The organism is Rhodoflexus sp. (genome assembly GCF_053489755.1).
This window is the reverse complement of sequence record NZ_JBRCHD010000059.1, coordinates 1-20,549: the sequence shown is the minus strand read 5'-3', so window position 1 is coordinate 20,549 and position 20,549 is coordinate 1. Positions and strand designations below refer to the sequence as shown.

The 20,549-nt window shown below is 46.4% G+C and carries 17 protein-coding genes and 1 tRNA gene; 6 read left to right on the top strand and 12 right to left on the bottom strand.

All coding sequences use genetic code 11. The features are described from left to right. Window positions 1-5 precede the first annotated feature (5 nt). From ACWIP2_RS13460 to miaA, 4 genes are all read right to left on the bottom strand, one after another. Window positions 6-2,504, bottom strand: coding sequence for a M14 family metallopeptidase (locus tag ACWIP2_RS13460; RefSeq protein WP_448520463.1), 2,499 nt, complete (start codon window positions 2,502-2,504; stop codon window positions 6-8). A gap of 413 nt (window positions 2,505-2,917) precedes the next feature. Beyond that, a tRNA-His gene (locus tag ACWIP2_RS13455) sits at window positions 2,918-2,993 on the bottom strand. A gap of 38 nt (window positions 2,994-3,031) precedes the next feature. Next, window positions 3,032-4,375, bottom strand: a complete 1,344-nt coding sequence (locus tag ACWIP2_RS13450) for a dihydroorotase (RefSeq protein WP_448520462.1) — start codon at window positions 4,373-4,375, stop codon at window positions 3,032-3,034. A gap of 319 nt (window positions 4,376-4,694) precedes the next feature. Then, window positions 4,695-5,606: a tRNA (adenosine(37)-N6)-dimethylallyltransferase MiaA gene (gene miaA, locus ACWIP2_RS13445; protein ID WP_448520461.1), complete on the bottom strand. Its 912-nt coding sequence runs from the start codon at window positions 5,604-5,606 to the stop codon at window positions 4,695-4,697. A gap of 185 nt (window positions 5,607-5,791) precedes the next feature. Between miaA and ACWIP2_RS13440 the strand changes: the two genes are divergently transcribed. Then, entirely contained in the window at window positions 5,792-7,111 is a 1,320-nt protein-coding gene (locus ACWIP2_RS13440) for a dihydrolipoamide acetyltransferase family protein (protein ID WP_448520460.1), read from the top strand. 12 nt (window positions 7,112-7,123) lie between these two features. Here ACWIP2_RS13440 and ACWIP2_RS13435 read toward each other — a convergent pair whose 3' ends face one another. The 3 genes from ACWIP2_RS13435 to ACWIP2_RS13425 all read right to left on the bottom strand — a co-directional run bounded on the left by ACWIP2_RS13435 (window position 7,124) and on the right by ACWIP2_RS13425 (window position 10,055). Beyond that, window positions 7,124-7,312 carry a hypothetical protein gene (locus ACWIP2_RS13435; RefSeq protein ID WP_448520459.1) on the bottom strand — a complete coding sequence of 63 codons (189 nt, stop codon included), beginning with the start codon at window positions 7,310-7,312 and terminating at the stop codon, window positions 7,124-7,126. A gap of 94 nt (window positions 7,313-7,406) precedes the next feature. Next, window positions 7,407-8,096, bottom strand: a complete 690-nt coding sequence (gene tsaB / locus ACWIP2_RS13430; protein ID WP_448520458.1) for a tRNA (adenosine(37)-N6)-threonylcarbamoyltransferase complex dimerization subunit type 1 TsaB — start codon at window positions 8,094-8,096, stop codon at window positions 7,407-7,409. 36 nt (window positions 8,097-8,132) lie between these two features. Beyond that, complete coding sequence (locus ACWIP2_RS13425; RefSeq protein ID WP_448520457.1) at window positions 8,133-10,055, bottom strand: alpha/beta fold hydrolase; 1,923 nt, start codon at window positions 10,053-10,055, stop codon at window positions 8,133-8,135. 221 nt (window positions 10,056-10,276) lie between these two features. Between ACWIP2_RS13425 and ACWIP2_RS13420 the strand changes: the two genes are divergently transcribed. Together ACWIP2_RS13420 and ACWIP2_RS13415 are read left to right on the top strand one after the other, a co-directional pair. Beyond that, window positions 10,277-10,579: a hypothetical protein gene (locus tag ACWIP2_RS13420; protein WP_448520456.1), complete on the top strand. Its 303-nt coding sequence runs from the start codon at window positions 10,277-10,279 to the stop codon at window positions 10,577-10,579. Between the two features lie 95 nt (window positions 10,580-10,674). Further along, window positions 10,675-11,040, top strand: coding sequence for a hypothetical protein (locus ACWIP2_RS13415; RefSeq protein WP_448520455.1), 366 nt, complete (start codon window positions 10,675-10,677; stop codon window positions 11,038-11,040). A gap of 111 nt (window positions 11,041-11,151) precedes the next feature. On the opposite strand, the gene ACWIP2_RS13410 is transcribed toward ACWIP2_RS13415, so the two are convergent. Continuing rightward, on the bottom strand, window positions 11,152-12,060 hold the full coding sequence (locus ACWIP2_RS13410; protein ID WP_448520454.1) for a class I SAM-dependent methyltransferase: 909 nt from the start codon (window positions 12,058-12,060) through the stop codon (window positions 11,152-11,154). Further along, window positions 12,057-13,070 (bottom strand): bifunctional phosphoglucose/phosphomannose isomerase, encoded by a 1,014-nt coding sequence (locus tag ACWIP2_RS13405; RefSeq protein ID WP_448520453.1) that lies wholly within the window; start codon window positions 13,068-13,070, stop codon window positions 12,057-12,059. The genes ACWIP2_RS13410 and ACWIP2_RS13405 overlap by 4 nt, the downstream gene beginning before the upstream one ends. A 283-nt stretch (window positions 13,071-13,353) precedes the next feature. Here ACWIP2_RS13405 and ACWIP2_RS13400 point away from each other — a divergent pair, with 283 nt between their 5' ends. Continuing rightward, on the top strand, window positions 13,354-14,490 hold the full coding sequence (locus tag ACWIP2_RS13400; protein WP_448520452.1) for a glycosyltransferase family 2 protein: 1,137 nt from the start codon (window positions 13,354-13,356) through the stop codon (window positions 14,488-14,490). Window positions 14,491-14,669: 179 nt separating this feature from the next. On the opposite strand, the gene ACWIP2_RS13395 is transcribed toward ACWIP2_RS13400, so the two are convergent. Genes ACWIP2_RS13395 through ACWIP2_RS13385 form a run of 3 tightly spaced genes read right to left on the bottom strand, consistent with a single transcriptional unit; the run spans window position 14,670 to window position 18,850 of the window. Next, a complete protein-coding gene (locus ACWIP2_RS13395) occupies window positions 14,670-16,628 on the bottom strand; it encodes a hypothetical protein (protein ID WP_448520451.1) in 1,959 nt (652 codons plus the stop codon). A gap of 2 nt (window positions 16,629-16,630) precedes the next feature. After that, on the bottom strand, window positions 16,631-18,115 hold the full coding sequence (locus ACWIP2_RS13390; RefSeq protein WP_448520450.1) for a hypothetical protein: 1,485 nt from the start codon (window positions 18,113-18,115) through the stop codon (window positions 16,631-16,633). Further along, the gene (locus tag ACWIP2_RS13385; RefSeq protein ID WP_448520449.1) at window positions 18,116-18,850 is read right to left on the bottom strand and encodes a glycosyltransferase; all 735 of its coding nucleotides are present in this window, start codon (window positions 18,848-18,850) and stop codon (window positions 18,116-18,118) included. Window positions 18,851-18,917: 67 nt separating this feature from the next. On the opposite strand from ACWIP2_RS13385, the gene ACWIP2_RS13380 reads away from it, so the two are divergent. Then, entirely contained in the window at window positions 18,918-19,856 is a 939-nt protein-coding gene (locus ACWIP2_RS13380) for a glycosyltransferase family 2 protein (RefSeq protein ID WP_448520448.1), read from the top strand. After that, window positions 19,853-20,539 carry a GNAT family N-acetyltransferase gene (locus ACWIP2_RS13375; RefSeq protein WP_448520447.1) on the top strand — a complete coding sequence of 229 codons (687 nt, stop codon included), beginning with the start codon at window positions 19,853-19,855 and terminating at the stop codon, window positions 20,537-20,539. Before ACWIP2_RS13380 ends, ACWIP2_RS13375 begins: the two co-directional genes overlap by 4 nt. Window positions 20,540-20,549: the final 10 nt, after the last annotated feature.

Here is a 20,549-nt window from a genome sequence, read left to right as displayed (position 1 = left end):
GCTAATTATTGACCTGCGAAGAATATAGCATTGCTGAACAGCAGGTGTCCACCCTGCCACGAATGGCGATAAATAGGGCTATCGGCTAAGTAAATAATTGCACCGCTGCCGATATTTTCCATACCAAACACGAGGCTGTTTTTGAGTTTTTCTTTCGCTTTACCGCCCACAAATCCATCTACATAAGCGTCTGATTGAAGCACGCCTACGTTCCAGCCCCCATTCAGGAACTCGTAGAAATTACTGATGTGTTTCAGCGTGAAATAGTTTTCCTGATAGCCAAATGCGAGCGGATGAGTAGCATCCATAGTAGCGCGGAAAATGCTGCCCTCCACGCTGTTTGCGAGCGCGCTACGCTCGCGGTCACCGTATTTTTTCAGCATTTCCTCTGGCTTAGGTTTTTCATCTTTGCCTTTGTCGTCTTGTTTGGTTTTGAGCAAAAAGCCTTCTTTATCGGCAAAGGTGTTCATTGCATTTTCTAAGGCGATGAGCCTGCCGCCGTTGCGCATCCATGCTTTGGCGGCGCTTACGTCTAAGTTGCTGTTATAACTGCCGGCAGGCAAGATAACCACATCGTATTTGTTCCAGTCTATGCGGTTCAGCATAGAACTGTTAATCACTGTTACAGGATAATCTAACCAATGGTCAAAATAGTGCCATGCTTCGCCAAAAGAAGTGGGATAAACCCCATCGCCCGCCACTAGCGCAACGCGGGGGGCTTTTATCAGTTGAAAATTGCTTGAGCCAAGGTCAATGCCTTTGCTTGCCAGACCAGAAGCCGTTCCCTGAATGGCGACTTCTACTGTGTTGGCCGCGTTAGTTACGACCTCATCAAAATTGCTGATGTGCATATTGTCCGCGCGGCTAATCATCAGCGAGCCGCGTTCGTAGGCCCTGTCGTTGATGCTAAAAGGCTGTTTGGCAAAGCGCACATTAACGCCTTGTTTCATCAGTGCGGCCAGCAAGCGCGCATGTCCAAAGTTTTTCCATGTTGAGAGATAAGCATAAGCTCCCCCTTGCATCGGTACGTTTTTAGTAAAGGCAGACACCGCCGGGGAGGCGTTTTGCGCGATGCGTTCGGGCGAGGCATAAGCCTGCAAGCCCATTGCATAAGGCAACGACCAAGCGGTGGCATCGTAAGTAACAGAATCCGCCAATGTAGTACGCGGATTGAACAGCACTTTTACCAATACAGATTTAGGCTGTGAGGTGCTGATAATCAAATCGTTGCGACTTATATTGACCGTTTCGTCGCGCCCTGTTTGGAAGTTAAACGCTTTAACAGAAACATTTGTGTTGGCAAGTCCGTAGCGGATTTGGTTGCGGTCTAAATATTCGGTCAGCATTTTGAGCTTGTAGGCATCGTTCGTACCGGCAATGATAAACGACTTGTAAGCGCCACTTGGATTGGTACGCGCCTGTTCAAAATAGTTTTTGAACTCCTGCATCAGGCGATTTTTTTGTTGCACGGCGGCTTCAATAGTAGCGATGCCTGCCACATGTTGATGTTCAATGCGTTTGCGCAGGGTCAGTGTGTCGCCGTTGTTGAGCAGGATGCCCAGCCCGGCACGCCCCGAGCCGCCTTGTTCGTAAGTCATGCCGATTGCCCCGTTGAAAGTTGGCCATGTATCGCCATAGCTGGGATAGAGTAAGTCAAAAGTTTCGCGGGTAAAGTACATCCAATTGTTGCTGTCAAAGTAGCGGGCGATATTCTTACCGACAATCTGCTGAAATTCGCGCTGCCAGTTGGTAATTTCCTTGTGGTAAGGCTCGGCAGCGGGCGCAAAATAATAAGGCTGCTCGGGCCCCATTTCGTGAAAATCGCCGTGTATCTGCGGCATCCACTGCTGGTACAAAGCCAATCGCTGGCGTGTTTCCTGCTGACTCTGCCATGCCCAGTCGCGGTTCAGGTCAAAGCTATAGTGATTGTACCGACCGCCCGGCCAAGGTTCGTAGTGCTCGCGTGCATCCCCATGTACGTTGGGCTTTGCGCCCAGCATTTGTACATACCAGTTCACATAGCGCGAATGTCCGTCGGGATTGGCACAAGGGTCTAAAATGACTACTGCATCATTCAGCCATGTGCCGCGCTGCGTCAGCAGTTCGTGCAGCGTCAGCATCACAGCCTCTGTAGATACTGCCTCGTTGCCGTGTACGTTGTAGCTCATCCATACAATAGCAGGCGCATTGACATTGCCCTGACCTTCTAAAAGCCCCGTTAGGCGTAAGTTATTTTGGCGAATGTCCTCCAACCGCGACATATTGGCTGCTGAGCTAACAATAGCGACAATCAGCGGACGACCTTCGTAGCTGGCGCCGTATTCTACTAACTTCACTTGAGCAGAAGCCTGCGCCGCTGCATGGCGGAAGTAGTCCACTACGCGGTGGTGAGGTGTAAACTTATCGCCGATGCGGTAGCCCAGAAAGGCATCTGGCGATTGCAACTGTGCCACGGCTGTAAAACTTACGACCACACACAGCAAAGTGATGAAAAAGTGCTTCATAAGTATGCAAATGGTTTGGGTACAATGCTAACTAATTTTTCGGGCGTTTTCATCTTCTCTCTATGAGATTTAAGTTGTGAGGTTGCGACAACGGCATACATGGCGCAAGGGTTTGCCCCGATGAGAAAAAAGACATTTATAGACGGGTCGAAAACTAAGGCGGCTTTGCGCATGGCATATGTCTATTTTCAGGAATGTTATACTAAACTTCATTTAACCTCAGTGTTCTCTGCGTAAAACTTTGCGTGCTTTGCGGTTAGAAAGGCTCTACCACAAAGCACGCGATGATTTCTCGCAAAGTCCGCAGAGAAGTATTACCTATTGTAAGACTCATAATGGTATTAATTTGAGTAATTGCTTAAAAATAAAAGCAGCCGCTCCAAAAATTTTGGAACGGCTGCTAAATTTTCAACGGGAGAAAGACGGGATTCGAACCCGCGGCCTCCAGAGCCACAATCTGGCGCTCTAACCAACTGAGCTACAATCTCCGTTTGAGGCTGCAAATTTAGCGCAATGTGTTTGCAAAATCAAATGTTGCGCGCAAACAAAATTCTTTCGCCCAATTGGCTATCGTTCAATATCCCGTTGGCAAATGCCAAATGACCGGAAACAATAGTATGCGTAACGGTTGCGCCGAAGGTATGCCCCTCCAGCGGCGACCAGCCGCACTTGTACAGCAGGTTTTCTTTGCTGACCGTGTAGGGACGGCTCAAATCCACCAGCACGAGATCTGCCCAGTAGCCTTCGCGAATAAAACCCCGTTCTTCAATCTGGAAGCAAACGGCGGGAGCATGACTCATTTTTTCTACCATGCGCTCTAATGAGATTTTGCCTTGTGCGACAAAATCAAGCATCATTTGCAAACTGTGCTGCACCAGCGGCAAGCCCGAAGGCGCTTTCCAGTAGTTTTGCGACTTTTCCTCCCAAGTATGCGGCGCGTGGTCGGTGGCGATGATGTCTATGCGGTCGTCCAGCACGGCTTGCAGAATCACAGGCTTGTGGCGCGCCTCTTTGATGGCAGGGTTGCACTTGATTTGCGCGCCGAGCGTATCGTATTGCGCCGCATCGAACCACAGATGATGTACACATGCTTCGGCGGTGATGCGCTTCTGCGCCAGCGGAAGGCTGTTATCGAACAGTTGCGTTTCTTCAGCAGTGGAAATGTGCAAAATGTGCAGGCGCGTGTTGTGCTTTTTTGCCAATTCAATCGCCATAGAAGAGGATTTGTAGCAAGCCTCTACGTTGCGGATTTCGGGATGACAGCGCATCGGCACATCGTCGTCGTATTTTTCGCGGTAAATGGCAGACTGTGCGCGAATGGTTGCCTCGTCTTCGCAGTGCGTGGCAATCAGCATCGGGCATTGGCTGAAAATCGTTTCCAGCGTAGCAGGATTGTCCACCAGCATATTGCCCGTAGATGAACCCATGAAAATTTTCACGCCGCAAACATCGCGCGGATTGGTGCGCAACACTTCCTCAATGTTATCATTGGAAACACCCATGAAAAATGAATAGTTGGCAAGCGAAGTGCGGGCTGCAATGGCAAATTTATCAGCCAAAAGTTCCTGTGTGAGCGTATTGGGAACGGTATTAGGCATTTCCATGAAAGTGGTTGTTCCGCCGGCTACGGCTGCGCGGGATTCTGTACCGATAGTTGCCTTGTGCGTCAATCCTGGTTCGCGGAAATGCACTTGATCGTCAATGACGCCGGGCAGCAGGTGCTTGCCTGTTGCGTCAATTACATGCGCGGCTTTCAGGTGTGCCAAATCGCTGCCGATGCGCTCAATGCGCCCGTTGTTGATAAAAATATCCAGTTCGGCGGTTTTACCTTCATTAACCACCTGTGCGTTCAGAATTAGAATAGATGACATGATGCTGTTGTATCGTATTATTTTTACCCCAAAGGACGCAAAGTTTTACGCAGCGAACACAGAGATTAAATTAATTTTAGTACAATTTCCTTGCAACACGCCCTTTGGAGCGGGCTTATGTCAAACAGGTTCAATATCTCCTACGGAGCAGGGAAAGGGGGTAGGGTTGATTTCCATGCTACCAAAATCTACGTGGTAGATGCTTCATTTCAGTATTATTTACAGTATCAATACGCATCTTTAACAATAATATGCATTGATGTGCTCATAAGCAAATATTGCTGACGAAATGGATGATATAATTTTAATAATTAATGAGTTACTTATGGACTGCGGTAACTAAGTTCACATGCTGGATTATCCCTGCTATGTCGTCGGGTACAAACCAATGTACAGGCTCGCGTCTAAACCACGTCAGTTGTCGTTTAGCATAGTTGCGGGTGTGTTGCCGGATAAGTGCTACGGCTTCTTCTAAGGTAGTTTTTCCGTCTAAGTGTTCAAAAAGCTCGGTGTAGCCTACTGTTTGCAGCGCGTTGCAAGCTCTGTAGGGTAACAGCGCGTTCACTTCTGCTAAAAGTCCCTGCTCCATCATCTGTTCTACGCGGCGATTAATGCGTTCGTAGAGCTGTTCACGTGGCAAATTTAAGCCTATCCAAACCGATTGAAAAGGACGTTCAACCGGCTGCTTTTTGCGAAAAGAATAATAAGGCTGTCCGGTAGCATAGATAATTTCCATTGCCCGTTTGACCCGCGCAGGATTTGCCTTGTCCACTTCGGCGTAATAGGCAGGATCGTAGCGCTGTAATTCCTCCAGCAGGAAAGGCAGCCCTTTTTCCTGCAAGAGTGCGTCGGTATATGCACGGATCCGGGCATTTACGGCAGGCATTTCATCAATTCCCAAGCAAAGCGCTCGCAAGTACAAACCCGAGCCGCCAACGGCAATAGCAATGTCTTTTTTGGTGAAAATTTGTTCTAATAATTGAAGCGCATCGCGTACAAAAGCCCCTGCATTGTAAGGTTGCCAAACGTCTAAGTGTCCGACTAAGTGATGCGGTACAGCAGCCAATTCCTCAGGTGTAGGTTTGGCTGTACCGATGGACATTTGACGGTAAAACTGCCGCGCATCAGCAGAAATTATCTCAGTATCAAAGTGTTGTGCCAGCGCAATAGCGGTAGCCGTTTTACCTGATGCCGTCGGCCCGCCTATCACAATCAGTGTTTTACGACTCATTTTACACCCGTTCAGCCTTTTTTTACCGCAAAGTTCGCAAAGAATACAAAAGTTTGGCAGGACGTAATGTATCTCAGCGAACTTTGCGTTTTTCGGATCTTAACGAACGCTTCGGTTCAAGTCTTTATACGCTATCTTTGCCACAACTTTTGAACAGGGAACATCCACACAATACATATTTTACTATGGCGCTTATAGAAATGGTTATGCCCAAAATGGGCGAAAGCGTAATGGAAGGCACAATCCTCAACTGGCTGAAAAAGCCCGGCGATCGCATCGCTCAGGATGAGGCAGTGCTGGAAGTAGCAACTGACAAGGTAGATACCGAAATTCCTTCGACCCATGCGGGTGTATTAAAAGAAATTCTGGCACAGGTAGGTCAGGTGGTGCAGATTGGCAAGCCCATCGCACTCATCGAAACCGAAGGCGATGTCCCTTCGGCGCCTGTTAGCCGGCCTGCACAAACGACGGCTGCACCTGCACAAACTGCTACACCGGCTGTTACTACAGCGGCTTCCCCTCAGGTGGAGGAAGTTGCTACGCCTTCGGGGCGCTTCTATTCGCCACTCGTGTTGAACATGGCGCGTGCCGAAAATATTTCCATGCAAGAGCTTGATCGCATTCCCGGCACAGGAAAAGACGGACGCGTTACCAAAAATGACATGCTGAATTACTTAGAGCAGCGCAAACAACAACTCGCGGCGGCGGCACCTGTTGCCCAGCCGGCTGTAGAAAAATCTACCGTACTTGAAGAGCGCCCTGTGGAACAAGTAAAACCTGCCACATCGGTAAGCGGAAATGTAGAAATTATCGAAATGGACAGAATGCGCAAGATGATTGCTCAACGCATGGTGGACTCTAAGCGCATTTCACCGCACGTTACCTCGTTCGTAGAAGCTGATCTGACCAATGTAGTGAACTGGCGCAACGCCAATGTTCGCTCTTTCAAAGAGCGTGAGGGACAAACGCTAACCTATACTCCGATTTTCCTCTGGGCAGTAGCCAAAGCCCTGCGCGACTTCCCAATGATTAATGCATCTGTTGAAGGGGATAACATCATTGTGAAGAAAGATATCAATATAGGGATGGCTGTAGCGCTACCAAGCGGCAACCTGATTGTGCCTGTGATTAAAAATGCTGACCAGTTGAACCTGCGCGGCATGGCATATCGGGTAAACGATTTGGCTAAACGCGCCCGCGAAAACAAACTGACACCCGACGATTTGAGCGGCGGCACTTACACTGTTTCCAACATCGGCTCGTTTGGCAATATGCTTGGTACGCCGATTATCATGCAGCCACAGGTAGCAATTCTGTCGGTAGGTGCTATTGTAAAAAAACCGGCGGTAATTGAAACCGAGCAAGGTGACTTCATCGGCATCCGCCATATGATGTTCCTCTCACATTCCTACGACCACCGTATTGTGGACGGGGCGCTGGGCGGTATGTTTGTGCGTCGCGTGGCAGACTACTTAGAGAAGTTTGACGTGAAAACAGAATTGTAATAATATATTCACCTACCGTTTACCGCCTGTTTTTTGCGGTTTACCACCCAAAAACGGCAACTGACCGAAACTGAAAATTTGGTATCTAAATAAAAAATATTTTTGCATTACATCAAAAGTTCGAATTGCTTTTCCGCTATTCGCCTGAAGTGATTGAAAATTATAGTTTTGGTTAGAAATGATGAGGGCTAAACGAGGCATTGATTCAATGCCTCGTTTGTTTTTATGACTTCCGCAAAAAAGAGAAACAGCGAAAACAACACAGCCTCGTGCAATTCATAATGGTATAACAAAATTATTTTGCCTGCCGAGGCGGCGGCGCGTAAAACGGCTTGATATACAGTGGCTCGAAATAGGCGACATCTACTTTGCGGGGATACTTGAGCGCCAGTTCGCCCACAAAACGCGCCGAAGGCTGCACATTGGGTAGCATATACTTTTGCGGATGTTCAATGGCGGCAAAAGTCTTCTCCGCACCGCTGCCGAAAAGCCACAAAGGGCGATTGGCAAAGGCAGCAAACGAGTCGGCTTGCAGCACGTGCGGTTCGGCGGGCAACAGACACGCACCCGCAGCATCCCATACTGCCCTGTAAACTTCCATCCGTCGTGCATCTACACAGGAGCAAAGCAGTACGTCTTCCGGGACAATACTCTGCACAGCAACTCCATAGCACATCGCCTGCAAAGTATCCACTGCCAACAAAGGAATCCCAAGCGCAAAACACAGACCTTTGGCGGTTGAAATACCAATCCGCAGCCCTGTATAAGATCCCGGCCCTTGGGAAACAGCAACAGCAGTAAGCGCCTGCATCGGCAGTTCGCTGTGGCGCATTAATTCCTCAATCAGCAGCGTTAGCCTGCCCGAATGCGATTTTTCTTGGTTCAACTCCGCATAAGCGATCATGCGATCGTTGTGGTGCAGGGCTACCGAACAACTTGCGCCGGAAGTTTCCATACTGAGCAGTATGCTTGCTGTTGTATCCAAGGCTTTGTGCTAAAAATGAGTCATGGGCTTGCAAAGCTATTGCGCAGGCGGGGCATTTTTCAGGTGTTTGTCCATAAAGCGGACAATTTTTTCATAGACTAAACGCTCGTTTTCGCGCTTGCTGAAGCCATGCCCTTCGTCAGGCAGCAAGACGTATTCCAGCGGAACGTTGTTTTTGCGAACAGCCTCTACAATCTGGTCTGATTCTATCTTCAATACGCGCGGGTCGTTAGCTCCTTGAATAACAATGAGCGGGCGGCTGATATTTTTCGCATGAAACAGCGGCGACTTGTTGTACAGCATGACAGAATCGGCTTGTGGGTCTCCAATTTCACTGTATAGTTCTTTACGTGCAGCCTCCCACCAGGGCGGAATGCTGTTGAGCGTGCGCAGCCAGTTGGAAACACCGAAAATATCAACTCCCAAGGCAAAGGCTTTGGGCGTAAAAGCCAGCGCTGCAAGCGCCATATAGCCGCCGTAGCTGCCGCCGGCAATAGCAACGCGGGTAGTATCTACATAGCCCAGACTTTGCAGGTAGCCTTTAGCAGCGATACAGTCCCTCAGATCAACATCGCCGTGTTTGCGGTCATCGGCAGCAAAAAAGGTCTTGCCATAGCCGAGGCTGCCCCGATGATTGACTGCCAACACGACATAGCCTTGATTGACCATGTACTGGATCAGCGGCGTGTAGCTGAGCCGCGATTGTCCTCCCGGCCCGCCGTGAATCCACAAAACTGCCGGTAAACTCACACCTGCTGCCTTTGCTGCATGAGGTTGATAGAGAATAGAAGGAATTTCGAGGCTGTCGTAAGAGCGGTAGCGAATCACCTGACCAGCCACAAGGTCGTCGGGGTCTATTTCCCGGCTCAGCGAGCGCGTGAGTTTGGTATATTTGCCTGTCGAAAAATTGTACACATATAGGTCATTAGGTGCTTTGGAACTGTTTACGTAGAAGGCCATTAGTTGCTCGCTGTCGGAAATATTGACCGAAGTGATTTCCCCTTCAGGCAGGCGTGGTAGTTCCAGCAGACGATTGGTCGCAGTTTCATACACTTTGATTGCTGTACCTGCATCGCGGTTAATCACCACTACGCGATACTTGCCTGTGCGCGAATAGTACATCTTGTAAATATCCCACGCTGCGCGTGCAATTTCTTCGGTTTTGCCGCTGCTCAGGTCGTAACTTTTGACATATAGGAACTCCGAATCTTCGTCGGTAATAAAGTTCAGTACATGCGACTGTGGCGTGAAGTTGAGCGGGTTTTGTACTACATCCCCTGCCAAAGGATTCACAGGAAGGGTTTTTTTCTGTTGTGTGTCGTAAACATACATTTCCGATCGCCGGCGCGAGATCGTTTTTTGCAGGGCTACGTAGCGTTTGTCGTCCGATACACAAATGGGCTTCATTTCGCCTTCGTTTTGATAAATCATCTGCGCTCCGAAGTCGGCAATATTCATTTCATACAAATCAAACAGCTTTTTGTCGCGGCGGTTAGAGATGTAAAAAAAACTTTTGCGGTCTGCCGCCCACATCAGAAATTCAGACTTAGCCGTAGAATCGGGCGTAATGTTGCGCAGCGTACCGTTCTTTTCTTTCACAAAAAGATTAGTGATTTCGTTGCCGCCACGGTCGCTTTTGAACAGAATGCGCTCATCATCAGGGAAATAAGAAAGCGCGTAAATGGCATTTTCCTTAGAAAAAGTTAGTTGCTTGGGCTGTCCGATGCCGTCTATGTCTATCTCAAAAGCGTTGATAATGCCCGTTTCATTGCTGGAGTACATGATCTTCAGTTCGTTGGGCGAAAACGCGCTGCCAAATATTTTGCGCGTATTTAGAAACTGCTCAACGGTATAGGTTTGCACTTTGGATGCATCGTCTGAGGAGGAGCTTTTATCATCACATGCCCATAAGACGGCGGCGAGACCTGCCCAGAAAGCCAGTCGTAAATAATGCTGCATGAAACTCGTGCAGTTAAAGGATAAAGCAAAAAAGCCGGTTAAAATAGCAGTGAGGTTGATAAGCACGAAAAGATAGTATTTCGTTGGTAAAGTACCAAACTTTTCCTGTAGCCAAGATATTCGCCGCTGTCGCCAACCTTTTTCTTGCCTTTTATTTTACTCAATATTAATTTTGTGTTAAATTTGCGTTAATAAATCACTAAAACAAGTTCTTAGACATGATGAAAAAAGCAAAAATGATGGTTGCTGCTGCAGCAGTAGTACTGTTCAGCAGCGTAGCAATGGCAGCTGACGATCCTCAAAACAAAGTAGTTAAAAACGCCGGCAAAGGCACTTGGGTAGTTGAAAACAACGAACAAAACCCGAATCTTTCTATCATTCGTATCTATAACGAACAAAACGAGGTTATATACGAAGAACAGCTAAAAGGTGATTATGTACGCGCCAGCAGAAAGATGCAGCGCAAACTGAACAAGTTGCAAGATGCGCTGGTAAATAAACAATTGATTAGCAAGAGTTTATGATTTGCATTTCCCTTCGGTAACGGCACTTTTTAATGCTCTCCTGCCGTTACCAACCCGCCTGCGGGGAATTGGTATTTTTTCGCTTTCTTAGCACCATGAACCGCTACGACCACCCTTTTTTCAATCCTGAAATCAAGCCGGCGCTCATTGTTATCAACATCCTGATGGGGCTGCTGTTGCCCTTTGTCATTATTGCCGGAACGCTTGCCGCATTGGTCAAACCCCTCAAAACTTACTTTCTGGAAGGCAACTGGATAGAAACCATTGTCGTCATTATTGCCGGGCTGGGTTTTCCCTCCCTGATTATTTGGTCACTGTTTGCCACTTGGTCGCGTTTCAAAAAAGAGGAGTACAAAGGCGCATTCATCGCTGCCGTTTACCCGATCGCTTTTGCAGGCATCATGGTCGCGCTTTGGGCGCTCATTTCGCTGATAGACTGGTTAGTTGGGCTGGTGATGTAATGCTAAAATTCAGCCGCGGTAAGCTATGATATAAAGCGTAACGCGCCTTTTTAGCGTGCGTAATGTGGCCTACCTCAATTTTTCTAAACCTACCCCTTGACAATCAAATAATTACTTCTCCCAAAACGTATTGGCATCATCAAACTGCCCTTTGAAGCGCAGCCTGTCGTACTCCTTATAGGCGACCCACAAATTTTTGGCAGCCCGCAAAAAACGCCCTGTAAAGAGCAGATTCAATACCGTAAGCGCACGCGGAGCCAATTCGCCGATGCGCGAGGCATGGGTCAGGTGGTCGTTTTCAAACAGCACGCGGTTGCGGCGCGTCGGCGGAAATTGAACGGGCAACTTATTTTCCTTGTCGCGGACGATGATATTCACCCCATCCCACCAGCCTTCGCGGGCTTCGGCTTCCTGCGCTGCCGTCATGTTGGTTGGATGGCAAGGGGTGTAGGACTCAAAAATGAGTTTGTATTCGGGATGCGTCGCCAGAAAATCGCGGTTGGCTTGGCGCACGTGCAAGTAGTTGCTGTCATCCACGATGATTACCGCCTCGTCGGTCAGGTGGGGCATGGCCAATTGCAGACACATCAGTTGGCTGCGGTAGTCGTGCGGTCCATCAATGAAAAACACGCCGATTTTGCGCCCTTGCGTATATTCGGCAAGATTTTCCAGCGCATCCTCGTAGTCCATATTAATCAGATGCGCATTGGTCAGCTCCAGCTTTTGGCGACGATCCAATAGGATGTTCATGTTTTTCTTTTCAGGGTCGTGCGCCTGAAAATTGTCAATGCCAAAGCAAGGCACTGTCGGGTTCGCGCCCGCCACCGAAAGCAGCGTAAGCCCCTGAAAAACACCAATTTCCAGATAGCAAGCATCTTCTTTGCCTTCCAGAAGCGCGGTAAAACCCTGCAAAGCGGCTATCATGCGTTTGCCTGAATAGCCCGTCAGCAAAGGAGACGGAAAAGCATTGACAGGATTTTTTTCTACCTGTTCAATTACCTGTCGGATACGGTCAATCATTGCGCTACTTTGGCGAGTTCGTTTTTCAGATGGTTAATTACGTCAATTTCGTAGGCATCTACCCCGTTGATTTCGGCAAGGAAATAAGACACCCAGTCGGTCAGGTGGATAAAATGCAGGGTTTGGGCTGCCAGCGAATGTCCTTGCAAATGCAGATGCACCACATCGGCAGTCAGTTGGCGGAATATCGGCTCACAAACCGCCAGCCGAATGTCCACACGGGGGTGGTTGTGTGTAGAGCGCAGCAAAATCACCAGCGACTGTTGCAGGTGCTGCGCAGGTAATCGCCAGCCAACTAATTCGTTATGGTTCATTTCAGGGAACACGTTCACGTGCGCCATCTGCTTGGCATTTTCGTTGATTTGCTGCTGAAAACGCAGCGCCAATGCGCCCAAACGTTCATCGGAATAAATAAACGGCAATCGTCCGGCACACTTGGCGGCAATTTCGCGGGCGCTTTCCTGAATTGTGTTTTGCGAGGCGTGTACCAGCGCCGCGCCTTCGTCTATGTCGGCAGCGAGCGAGGCAGGAGCCAGCCCAAGATTCATCAACACATACAACTGTTGGATGAGCGAATAAGCCAGAAACTGACGCGGACAGGGTTTTTCAAAAGGCATCAGCACCAAATCCCAGCCCTTGGACTTTGCCAAATCTGCCAGTTGCCCACCCGTAGTGATTGCCACGATTTTTGCGCCTCTTTGCGCCGCTTGTCGTACCACAGTCAGCGTTTCTTCGGTATTGCCCGAATGCGACGAAGCCAGCAGCAGGGTATTTTTGCCTACCCATGCAGGCAAATCATAGCTTTTCAGAATTTCCAAAGGTACGGGCAGGGTTTGCGCCGTCAGCGTTTTAACGATGCTGCCGCCAATGCCCGAGCCGCCCAGCCCGGCAATTACTGCCTGACGGATTTCGGTAACAGGGGCGGTCAGCTGTTGCGATTTGCCTAAGGTAACAGCCTGCGAAACCTGCGCAGGATAGCCTTCAATCAGTGTACGGATGAGTTCGCTCATGGTGTTTGATTCGTGCAAAAATACTTACTTTGTCTGCAAATCATTGAAACAAAGCATACTTCGCGGGCTTTGCGGTTAAAAAGGCTCTACCGAAAAGAGCGCAATAATTTTTCGCAAAGTCAGCAGAGAAATATTACCCGTTGCAAGATTCACAATGGCATTATTTCGGTATGAGCGTTTCGATGATTTCAAACAGAGGCTGTCCAAAAAGACGAATGTAGCACAGACTTCAGCCTGTAAATACTTGATTATCAATCAATTAAAAAATTACAGACTAAAGTCCATGTTACTTTTTGGACACCCTCATCCTTACTTATGGACAATGGAGCGACGTGCAACGATTGACTTTCATTTGCACGCAAAGCACTCGCGCCTGTATGTAATAAATGCTTGCCAACAAAACCAATCTGAAATAATCATCTACGATTCCATGCTTCCCCGCATTACTATCATTACCCCTTCGTTCCAACAGGCACACTTCTTAGAGCAAACCATTGCGTCTGTATTAGCGCAGAACTATCCCGATTTGGAGTTTTTTGTGATAGATGGCGGCAGTACCGATGGTTCGGTGGAGATTATTCGCCGCTATGAGTCGCGCATCAGTTGGTGGGTCTCCGAAAAAGACAAAGGGCAGAGCGATGCCATCAACAAGGGGCTGCAACGGGCTACGGGCGATATTATCACCTGGCTCAACAGCGATGATTTGCTGCTGCCCGATGCACTGCACAAAGTTGCGCAACTCTTTGTCGCGCACCCGCAGGCTTGGGTCGTACATGGTAAAACACAGCTCTTCGGCGAGGGTTTTCCCATACAGGAAAAGGGCGCACCGGTGCCTTGCCCGGAAGCACTCTATCTTGGAAAATTACCATTTCCGCAGCCTTCTTCTTTTTTCAGCCGCGAGGCGTTGCAAGCTGTCGGGCTGATAGATACTTCCCTGCACTATGGCATGGATTATGACTTTTTTTTGCGGATGTATTTGCAGGGAGGCGCGTTTATCGCCACCGATGCGCTGCTTTCAGGCTACCGCCTGCACAAAGACGCAAAGGGGGTGGCGGTGCAAGCGCGATTTGCACAGGATTATGCCCGCATCTTTGCTCGATTGCTTAACAGTCTTCCTGCAAACGAACAACTGATGTGTCAGGCAAGCACCGCCGCTCTGCCTGTAGCAAATGAAACAGTAAAATACCTTATCAAAAGGACACTATCAAATGCTGTTTTGCAGGCAGCTTTATTAGAAAATGCGCTTGCGCGGCTGAGTTTTCTCTATGAAGCGGCGGCGCTGCACGAAGCGCAAAAACTAGCGGGTTTCCTGTCGCGCCATGCCCCTGATTTTTGCAAGCTGCATCCCGAAATAATACAAATAGGTATTCGCAGCAAACTCCCTGCGTGGCTGATTCGTGGGTTGCGGTTGTTGAGGTAGATGGGGATACCATGTAAAAGTTTACCGGCAATGCGGATCAGTAGTTAGACAGTTCCTACGGGATAAAAACTGCACGGTAGATGATTGATTTTCAACATAAAATAAATCATTGATAATCAGCAACCAAAAGGTCTATTCACTGATACAACGAGACAAAGAATTAGCGGGATTGGTTAAATTTAGGGTTTGAGCAGGTAAAAACGTTCGCCTGATTTGCTGTCTACAATACTATCGGTAATCATCGGCTGGATGGTCGGCGGAACAATTGCGCTTTTAGAAGCAATCAGATAGCCCATGCGATGCTTGCGAATAAAGTCCGCCTGACTCTGCGGGATGCTTTGAAACGTACCCTTGGCCTTCTGCTGATTGACGAATTGGGTGAAGGCCATGAGGGCGAGGTCGTAACGACGTAGGCGCGGAACTTCTGGTACTTCAAATGTAGAAATAGAAAACGATTGTGCCGTAGGGTGCAGCAAAGGTAAATATTCACCCATTTGTACCATAATTGGCAAATGACTTTGAAAGGTTTTAACATATTCATTAGCATGTAAAATAGACACACCCCAACCGTTAATTTTTGATGTGATTTTTTGTGATGCAAGCCTACTTAGAAAGCTAAAATCATATGAACGGTCATGACTAAAGTAGTACTTTTGCGTACTATAATGCCTATTGTAATTGATGCCTATAATTAAAATTAAGCCAATAAGGGCGGTTACATAGCGGAATGTGTTTACATGAGGCTTTATAATTAATGTGTTCAATTGAAGAATAAGCGACAGATTCAGCATACTAAAGGTGGGATGTGTAAAAAACTGAAATGCTTCTAAATTCGGTGAAAGCAATGCCCAGTTAGTGGCGCCAGCAATTATAACAGAGCCAATTACTATAAAATTGCGTAAAGAGATGCTTTGAAGAGGTTGAAAACCTAAAACTATTAATAGTAATAGCCACGACCAGTATAATACGCCAATATGAATGAATAAGCCAATAAATAGGTTAAACTTTGTTTTAATAGTTAGCCAATCTAATTTAATGACGTTAGCAAGCAGTTCGCTTGGTCCGCCTGATTCCACACCTCGTAGTCCCAGTATCAAAAAGAAAACGCTTATGATAGCTAAGGCTGAAAGAGCGGCGATTGTATCCCAGAGCCAATCTCGCATGTTAGTTTGACGAATTAGCCAAAGAATTAAAGCGCTTAACATAATTCCACCAGCTACAGTGGGTAGCGCTACTGTGGTAACAATACTAATAGATAATATTAATACTGTCGCTTCTTTGTATTTTGTACGCTGTAAAAGCAATAAAAAAGCAATGGCATACAAGTAATAGGGTCCGGTTTTCTTTCCAATAAAATCTAATAAATCACTACGAATATCTTCTGATAGTGCTAAAAATGGATGCGCCTTGTACCACTCTAAAAACACACCATTAACGAATAAAAGCCCAAAGCAAAGTATAGATAACCACCATGTAATTGAGTGGCTTTTTTCTATCCATGCCAAAATACCTATTAGAACGAGGCAGTGAAACAGAGGCACATTAACTGCCATAAGTAATACAAGTGAAGGCGTTTGAAATGCCTCAATAAATAAACCATTAAGCCATAATTCGTAATAATGATACAATGTTATTCCCTCATAAGCGCCGCTTAGTTTCATATCTATGCCCCAAGCGCTTTCAATTCCAGTAGTAACTAACGAGGAAATTACTCTTGTGTAAAAAACACTATCCCCAAAAGGAATATGATACTTCATCGGGCCGCCTGGCCAGAAGAAAAAATAAGCCTCCCAGCCATAACACAATAGCGTACCCAGCAACAGTGCGCCTATATGATTGCCTGTAATTTCAAATCCCAGAAAAGGTTTACGAATAGTATCTTGCTTAGGCCAATATTGGTACAAAAAGTAGGCGGCAGGGAGTAACCACAAAATATTAATGGTACGTCCGCCTGATTTGATGATTGCATATAGCGCAATCCATACGGTCATCCCGATAAAGGCGCTGAAGAACAGTTCAGAGAAAAAGCGATCGGTAATACCCAGTCGCCAGCGAACCAGTCTGCCTGTCAGGAAAAAAACAAGAAGCGCCAGCAACAACTGACCATAGTGCAGCAGTACTTCGGGGAAAATATTCATGGCTAATCAGCAGTCGGGGTTAAGGATTTTCTGAAAATAAAGTGATAAATATAACCTGCCAGTACGATGGCATAAATCTGTAAAAAAGGATAGCTCATCACAAAATGGCGGTATTCAATGCGCCTAAGAACTAATGGGCATAATAATACAACATAGAGCGCCATTGAAGCCAGCATCAGGTCTTTTGCCGATAATTGGCGGCGGTTAGTCGTTATGTAAACAAGCAAGCCAAGCAATCCGCCTGTCCATACAAAGTAGTACAAAGCGCTGTATAATATTCGGAAAATTTGTTTTTCTGTTGATAAAGCTGCAAAGGTTTGCGGCGTCAAATTATAAGTGCCGCTATGCAGCAAAAATTTGGGCAATAATCGCAGTGGCGCTATAATGTGATAATAAATCGGCTTTTCTGTGATAAACGCTTGCCTGTAAGCGCGCAGTTTGGCATAGGCTACCGAATCGGCGTAGCGAGCGAGCGCAGGCGATATGCCCGCCGAGTCGGCCAAATGATACCATTTTTTGAGTATCCTGAGCGAATCGGCATTGTAGGCGGAGGTAAACACATAATCGGGCAAATCTTCCATTTGCCGATACTTGTTAGGAACGGTTTGCCGTGTTCGCACATCTACAAAAAGCATCATCTCCGCCGCCGGATTCCAGGATACAAAATCCCCGCCCCATGCCTGCACAAACTCCATCAGCGCCAGAAAACGCCCCTCAGGCAATCCGGCATGTGCATCGGTAACTAATGGTATCAAGCGTCCGAAATGCAAATAATTCCGAACAATCCATGCGGTTTCCACAACAACAAATACCGATGCGAAAGCAATTCCTTTCGCCAGCGCTCGTCGCCAGTGGCGGCGGCATTCCCAGAGCAGCGACACACCCAGCAAAAAAAACAGCGGCAACAAGTAAGGACGCAAAAAAACAGCCCAAGTAAAAAAAGCGCTTGCAGCGACTAACGCTTTCTCTGACTGTGTGCCTGTTAGGAAATACAAGCCCAAAATCAGCGCCGAGACGGCAAAACTTTCCGTGAGAATAATCCAGTCGTAGTAGGCTACGAAAGTATTGAGGCTGTAACTGATAACTACCGCCACGAAAAGCCACTTTTGCGCAAACAGCCTGTAGGCGATAAGCGCCAGCGCATAAGCGGCAAGCGTCGCCAGTCCCCATTGCAGCAAATAAATTATGTTAAGAGCGGTTGTTTCCTCAAAGAAAAACAGGAGCGGCGCAATCACCCAATCATAGCCCGGCGTTCTGCCTGCATAGGGTATGCCCGTTATTTTGGCATAAGTTCCATGTTTTGCCAACTCATATGAAGTATGCAGATAGTCTTGAGAATCAGTAGCCAAATTGCCCAGCAGCCCGTCGCTAAGGCTATATTCCCCCAGCCAAAACAGTCCTCCAGCCGCTATCAGGCGCAATACAAACACAACCGCCAGCCAAAAATAAACGCGGTTAGGGGGAGGTAAAACAAAAGAATAAGACATTTAGCGATAAAACAGGTGTATTTTCAATAAATCTAACGGGATTTTAAACATGTCAGAAAAATTAATCTTAGAAGCGCCCACTTCATACCATTCGCTAAGCGGATGCTCATAGATCCTGCCAAAAGAATATTGATAACCTAACTTTTGCTGCAAGCGCTTGATTATTTCCACATCTACCAGCCAACGCGAAATAAAAGGCTGCTCAAAGATACCCTGTCGCACATCATTGGTCAAAAATAGTTTAGCGCCGCACTGGGTATCGTAGAAAGGCAATTGCAGCGACCAACTGATTAGCGTAGCGAAAAAACGACCGATGATATGCCGCATCGTGCGTCGCTCAATAGTGGCCCCCATGCGTTTGACGCGCGAGCCGCAAACCATACTGTAACTATTTTGGGCGATAATATCAGCAAGCGCTTGCATTTCGGTAAGCGGCGTGGCAAGGTCTGCATCCAAAAAACCTACATAAGCTACTTCATAGTGAGCTATTAGGTAGTTAATGCCTTCCCGAATACTTTCGCCTTTTCCTCTATTTTCCTGGCGATCTATCACAGCTATCCGCGCAGGGCAGGCAGCGGCTAAGCGATGCAATAGCTCCGAAGTATTATCTTTGCTGCCGTCATTGACAAAGCAAAAAACAAAATCTCGGCGTTGTGCCGCAAAGTCAAGGAAAGTTTGAACCGGCAGTCGGCTCCCTTCATTAAAACACGGAACAGCGACTCCAATTTTTGGCATAAAATATGACCTGTATTTTTCCTGCAAAATGCATTAATTTTACGAAAAAGAACCGCTTAACCGCTCCATGCAGCCAAAAACACCCCACATTAGCATTGTCAGCCCTGTTTACAGAGCCGAGCAGATAGTGGATTTGCTGGTGCGGCGCATCAGCGAAGAGGTAGGGAAAATCACACCAGACTACGAGATTATTCTGGTGGAAGACGGCAGCCCCGATGACTCATGGGCGGCGATTGAGCGGAATTGCAAAAAGGACAGCCGCGTAAAAGGCATTAAACTAAGCCGCAACTTTGGGCAGCATTATGCGATTACCGCAGGACTTGACCACGCACAAGGCGAATGGGTCGTTGTCATGGATTGTGATTTGCAGGACAGACCCGAGGAAATAATCAACCTTTACAACAAAGCAAAAGAAGGTTATGATATTGTACTGGCGCGTCGCCACGAACGTCAGGACACGCTTTTTAAACGTTTTTTCTCATGGGCATTTTATCAAATATTATCTTATTTGACTGGTACAAAACATGACCCTGCGATTGCTAATTTTGGTATTTATCATCAAAAAGTTATTCAGGCAGTCTGCCAGATGCGGGAGAGTATCCGCTATTTTCCAACAATGGTCAAATGGGTGGGGTTTCGCTCTATAAAACTAAATGTACAACATGCCGAAAGAGAAATAGGTAAAACATCTTACAATTTTAAGCGGCTGTTATATCTTGCAATGGATATTATACTTGCCTACTCCGATAAACCTATTAGATTAACTATTAAATTGGGTTTTATTATTTCCATCGCAGCATTTGTTTTAGGCATTATTACATTAATACAGTATCTGACAGGTGTTATTACTATTCCCGGCTATGCAAGTTTGATTTTATCTATTTGGTTTTTTTCAGGACTTATTATTATGACTTTGGGAGTCATTGGACTCTATATCGGAAGAACATTTGAAGGTGTTAAAAAGAGACCTATTTATATTTTAAGCCAATCAGAAAATTTATTATGATTAGTTATCTTTCTTTTGATTCAGATTTATTTGGATATAAAGTAGGGCTTTTAAATAATTGCACAGATTTATCAAAAAAAATATATATCGCTCAACAAGAGAATTATAAGCTCTTGTATTTGAAATCCGAAACTATTTTTGATAAAACAGAAATCATATCTAATCATGGATTCTTAGCTGATATTAAGGTAGTTTTTACAAAAAATACAGATAGTACAAAATCTTTGTCTTTTGGTGTAGACACGTATGATTCTTTATCTCTTAATAATGATTTATTAGAACTTGCATATCAGAGTGGAGAACATTCACGTTTTTTTACAGATAAGAAATTTATAAAGGATGAATTTAAAAAGTTATATTATACTTGGATTGAGCGATCTGTAAAAAAAGAAATAGCAGATCATGTTCTCGTTTGCTATGATAAGGAAAAGATTATCGGATTACTTACGCTAAAATTTATTAATGATAGATCTGATATAGGTATTTTAGCAGTTGATAGAGGTTATCGGGGTAAGCGTATAGGGGAAAGTCTGGTAGTCAAAGCATTGCAAATGAGTAAAGATGCAGGTTGTTCAATCATACAAGTGGCTACTCAGAAAGAGAACAGCAACGCATGTAATTTTTATCATAAACAAGGCTTTCTTATTGAAAAAATAGAGTACATTTATCATTTTTGGTTGTAACTTATAAATA

Excerpts from the sequence above, each read along its gene's own strand:
- ACWIP2_RS13395 (WP_448520451.1), bottom strand. The coding sequence starts at position 16,628 with ATGAATATTTTCCCCGAAGTACTGCTGCACTATGGTCAGTTGTTGCTG.
- ACWIP2_RS13375 (WP_448520447.1), top strand. The coding sequence starts at position 19,853 with ATGATTAGTTATCTTTCTTTTGATTCAGATTTATTTGGATATAAAGTA.
- ACWIP2_RS13435 (WP_448520459.1), bottom strand. The coding sequence starts at position 7,312 with ATGCCTCGTTTAGCCCTCATCATTTCTAACCAAAACTATAATTTTCAA.
- ACWIP2_RS13405 (WP_448520453.1), bottom strand. The coding sequence starts at position 13,070 with ATGAGCGAACTCATCCGTACACTGATTGAAGGCTATCCTGCGCAGGTT.
- ACWIP2_RS13400 (WP_448520452.1), top strand. The coding sequence starts at position 13,354 with ATGTTACTTTTTGGACACCCTCATCCTTACTTATGGACAATGGAGCGA.
- ACWIP2_RS13410 (WP_448520454.1), bottom strand. The coding sequence starts at position 12,060 with ATGATTGACCGTATCCGACAGGTAATTGAACAGGTAGAAAAAAATCCT.
- miaA (WP_448520461.1), bottom strand. The coding sequence starts at position 5,606 with ATGAGTCGTAAAACACTGATTGTGATAGGCGGGCCGACGGCATCAGGT.
- ACWIP2_RS13385 (WP_448520449.1), bottom strand. The coding sequence starts at position 18,850 with ATGCCAAAAATTGGAGTCGCTGTTCCGTGTTTTAATGAAGGGAGCCGA.
- ACWIP2_RS13415 (WP_448520455.1), top strand. The coding sequence starts at position 10,675 with ATGAACCGCTACGACCACCCTTTTTTCAATCCTGAAATCAAGCCGGCG.
- ACWIP2_RS13450 (WP_448520462.1), bottom strand. The coding sequence starts at position 4,375 with ATGTCATCTATTCTAATTCTGAACGCACAGGTGGTTAATGAAGGTAAA.
- ACWIP2_RS13440 (WP_448520460.1), top strand. The coding sequence starts at position 5,792 with ATGGCGCTTATAGAAATGGTTATGCCCAAAATGGGCGAAAGCGTAATG.
- ACWIP2_RS13390 (WP_448520450.1), bottom strand. The coding sequence starts at position 18,115 with ATGTCTTATTCTTTTGTTTTACCTCCCCCTAACCGCGTTTATTTTTGG.
- ACWIP2_RS13460 (WP_448520463.1), bottom strand. The coding sequence starts at position 2,504 with ATGAAGCACTTTTTCATCACTTTGCTGTGTGTGGTCGTAAGTTTTACA.
- ACWIP2_RS13420 (WP_448520456.1), top strand. The coding sequence starts at position 10,277 with ATGAAAAAAGCAAAAATGATGGTTGCTGCTGCAGCAGTAGTACTGTTC.
- ACWIP2_RS13425 (WP_448520457.1), bottom strand. The coding sequence starts at position 10,055 with ATGCAGCATTATTTACGACTGGCTTTCTGGGCAGGTCTCGCCGCCGTC.
- ACWIP2_RS13380 (WP_448520448.1), top strand. The coding sequence starts at position 18,918 with ATGCAGCCAAAAACACCCCACATTAGCATTGTCAGCCCTGTTTACAGA.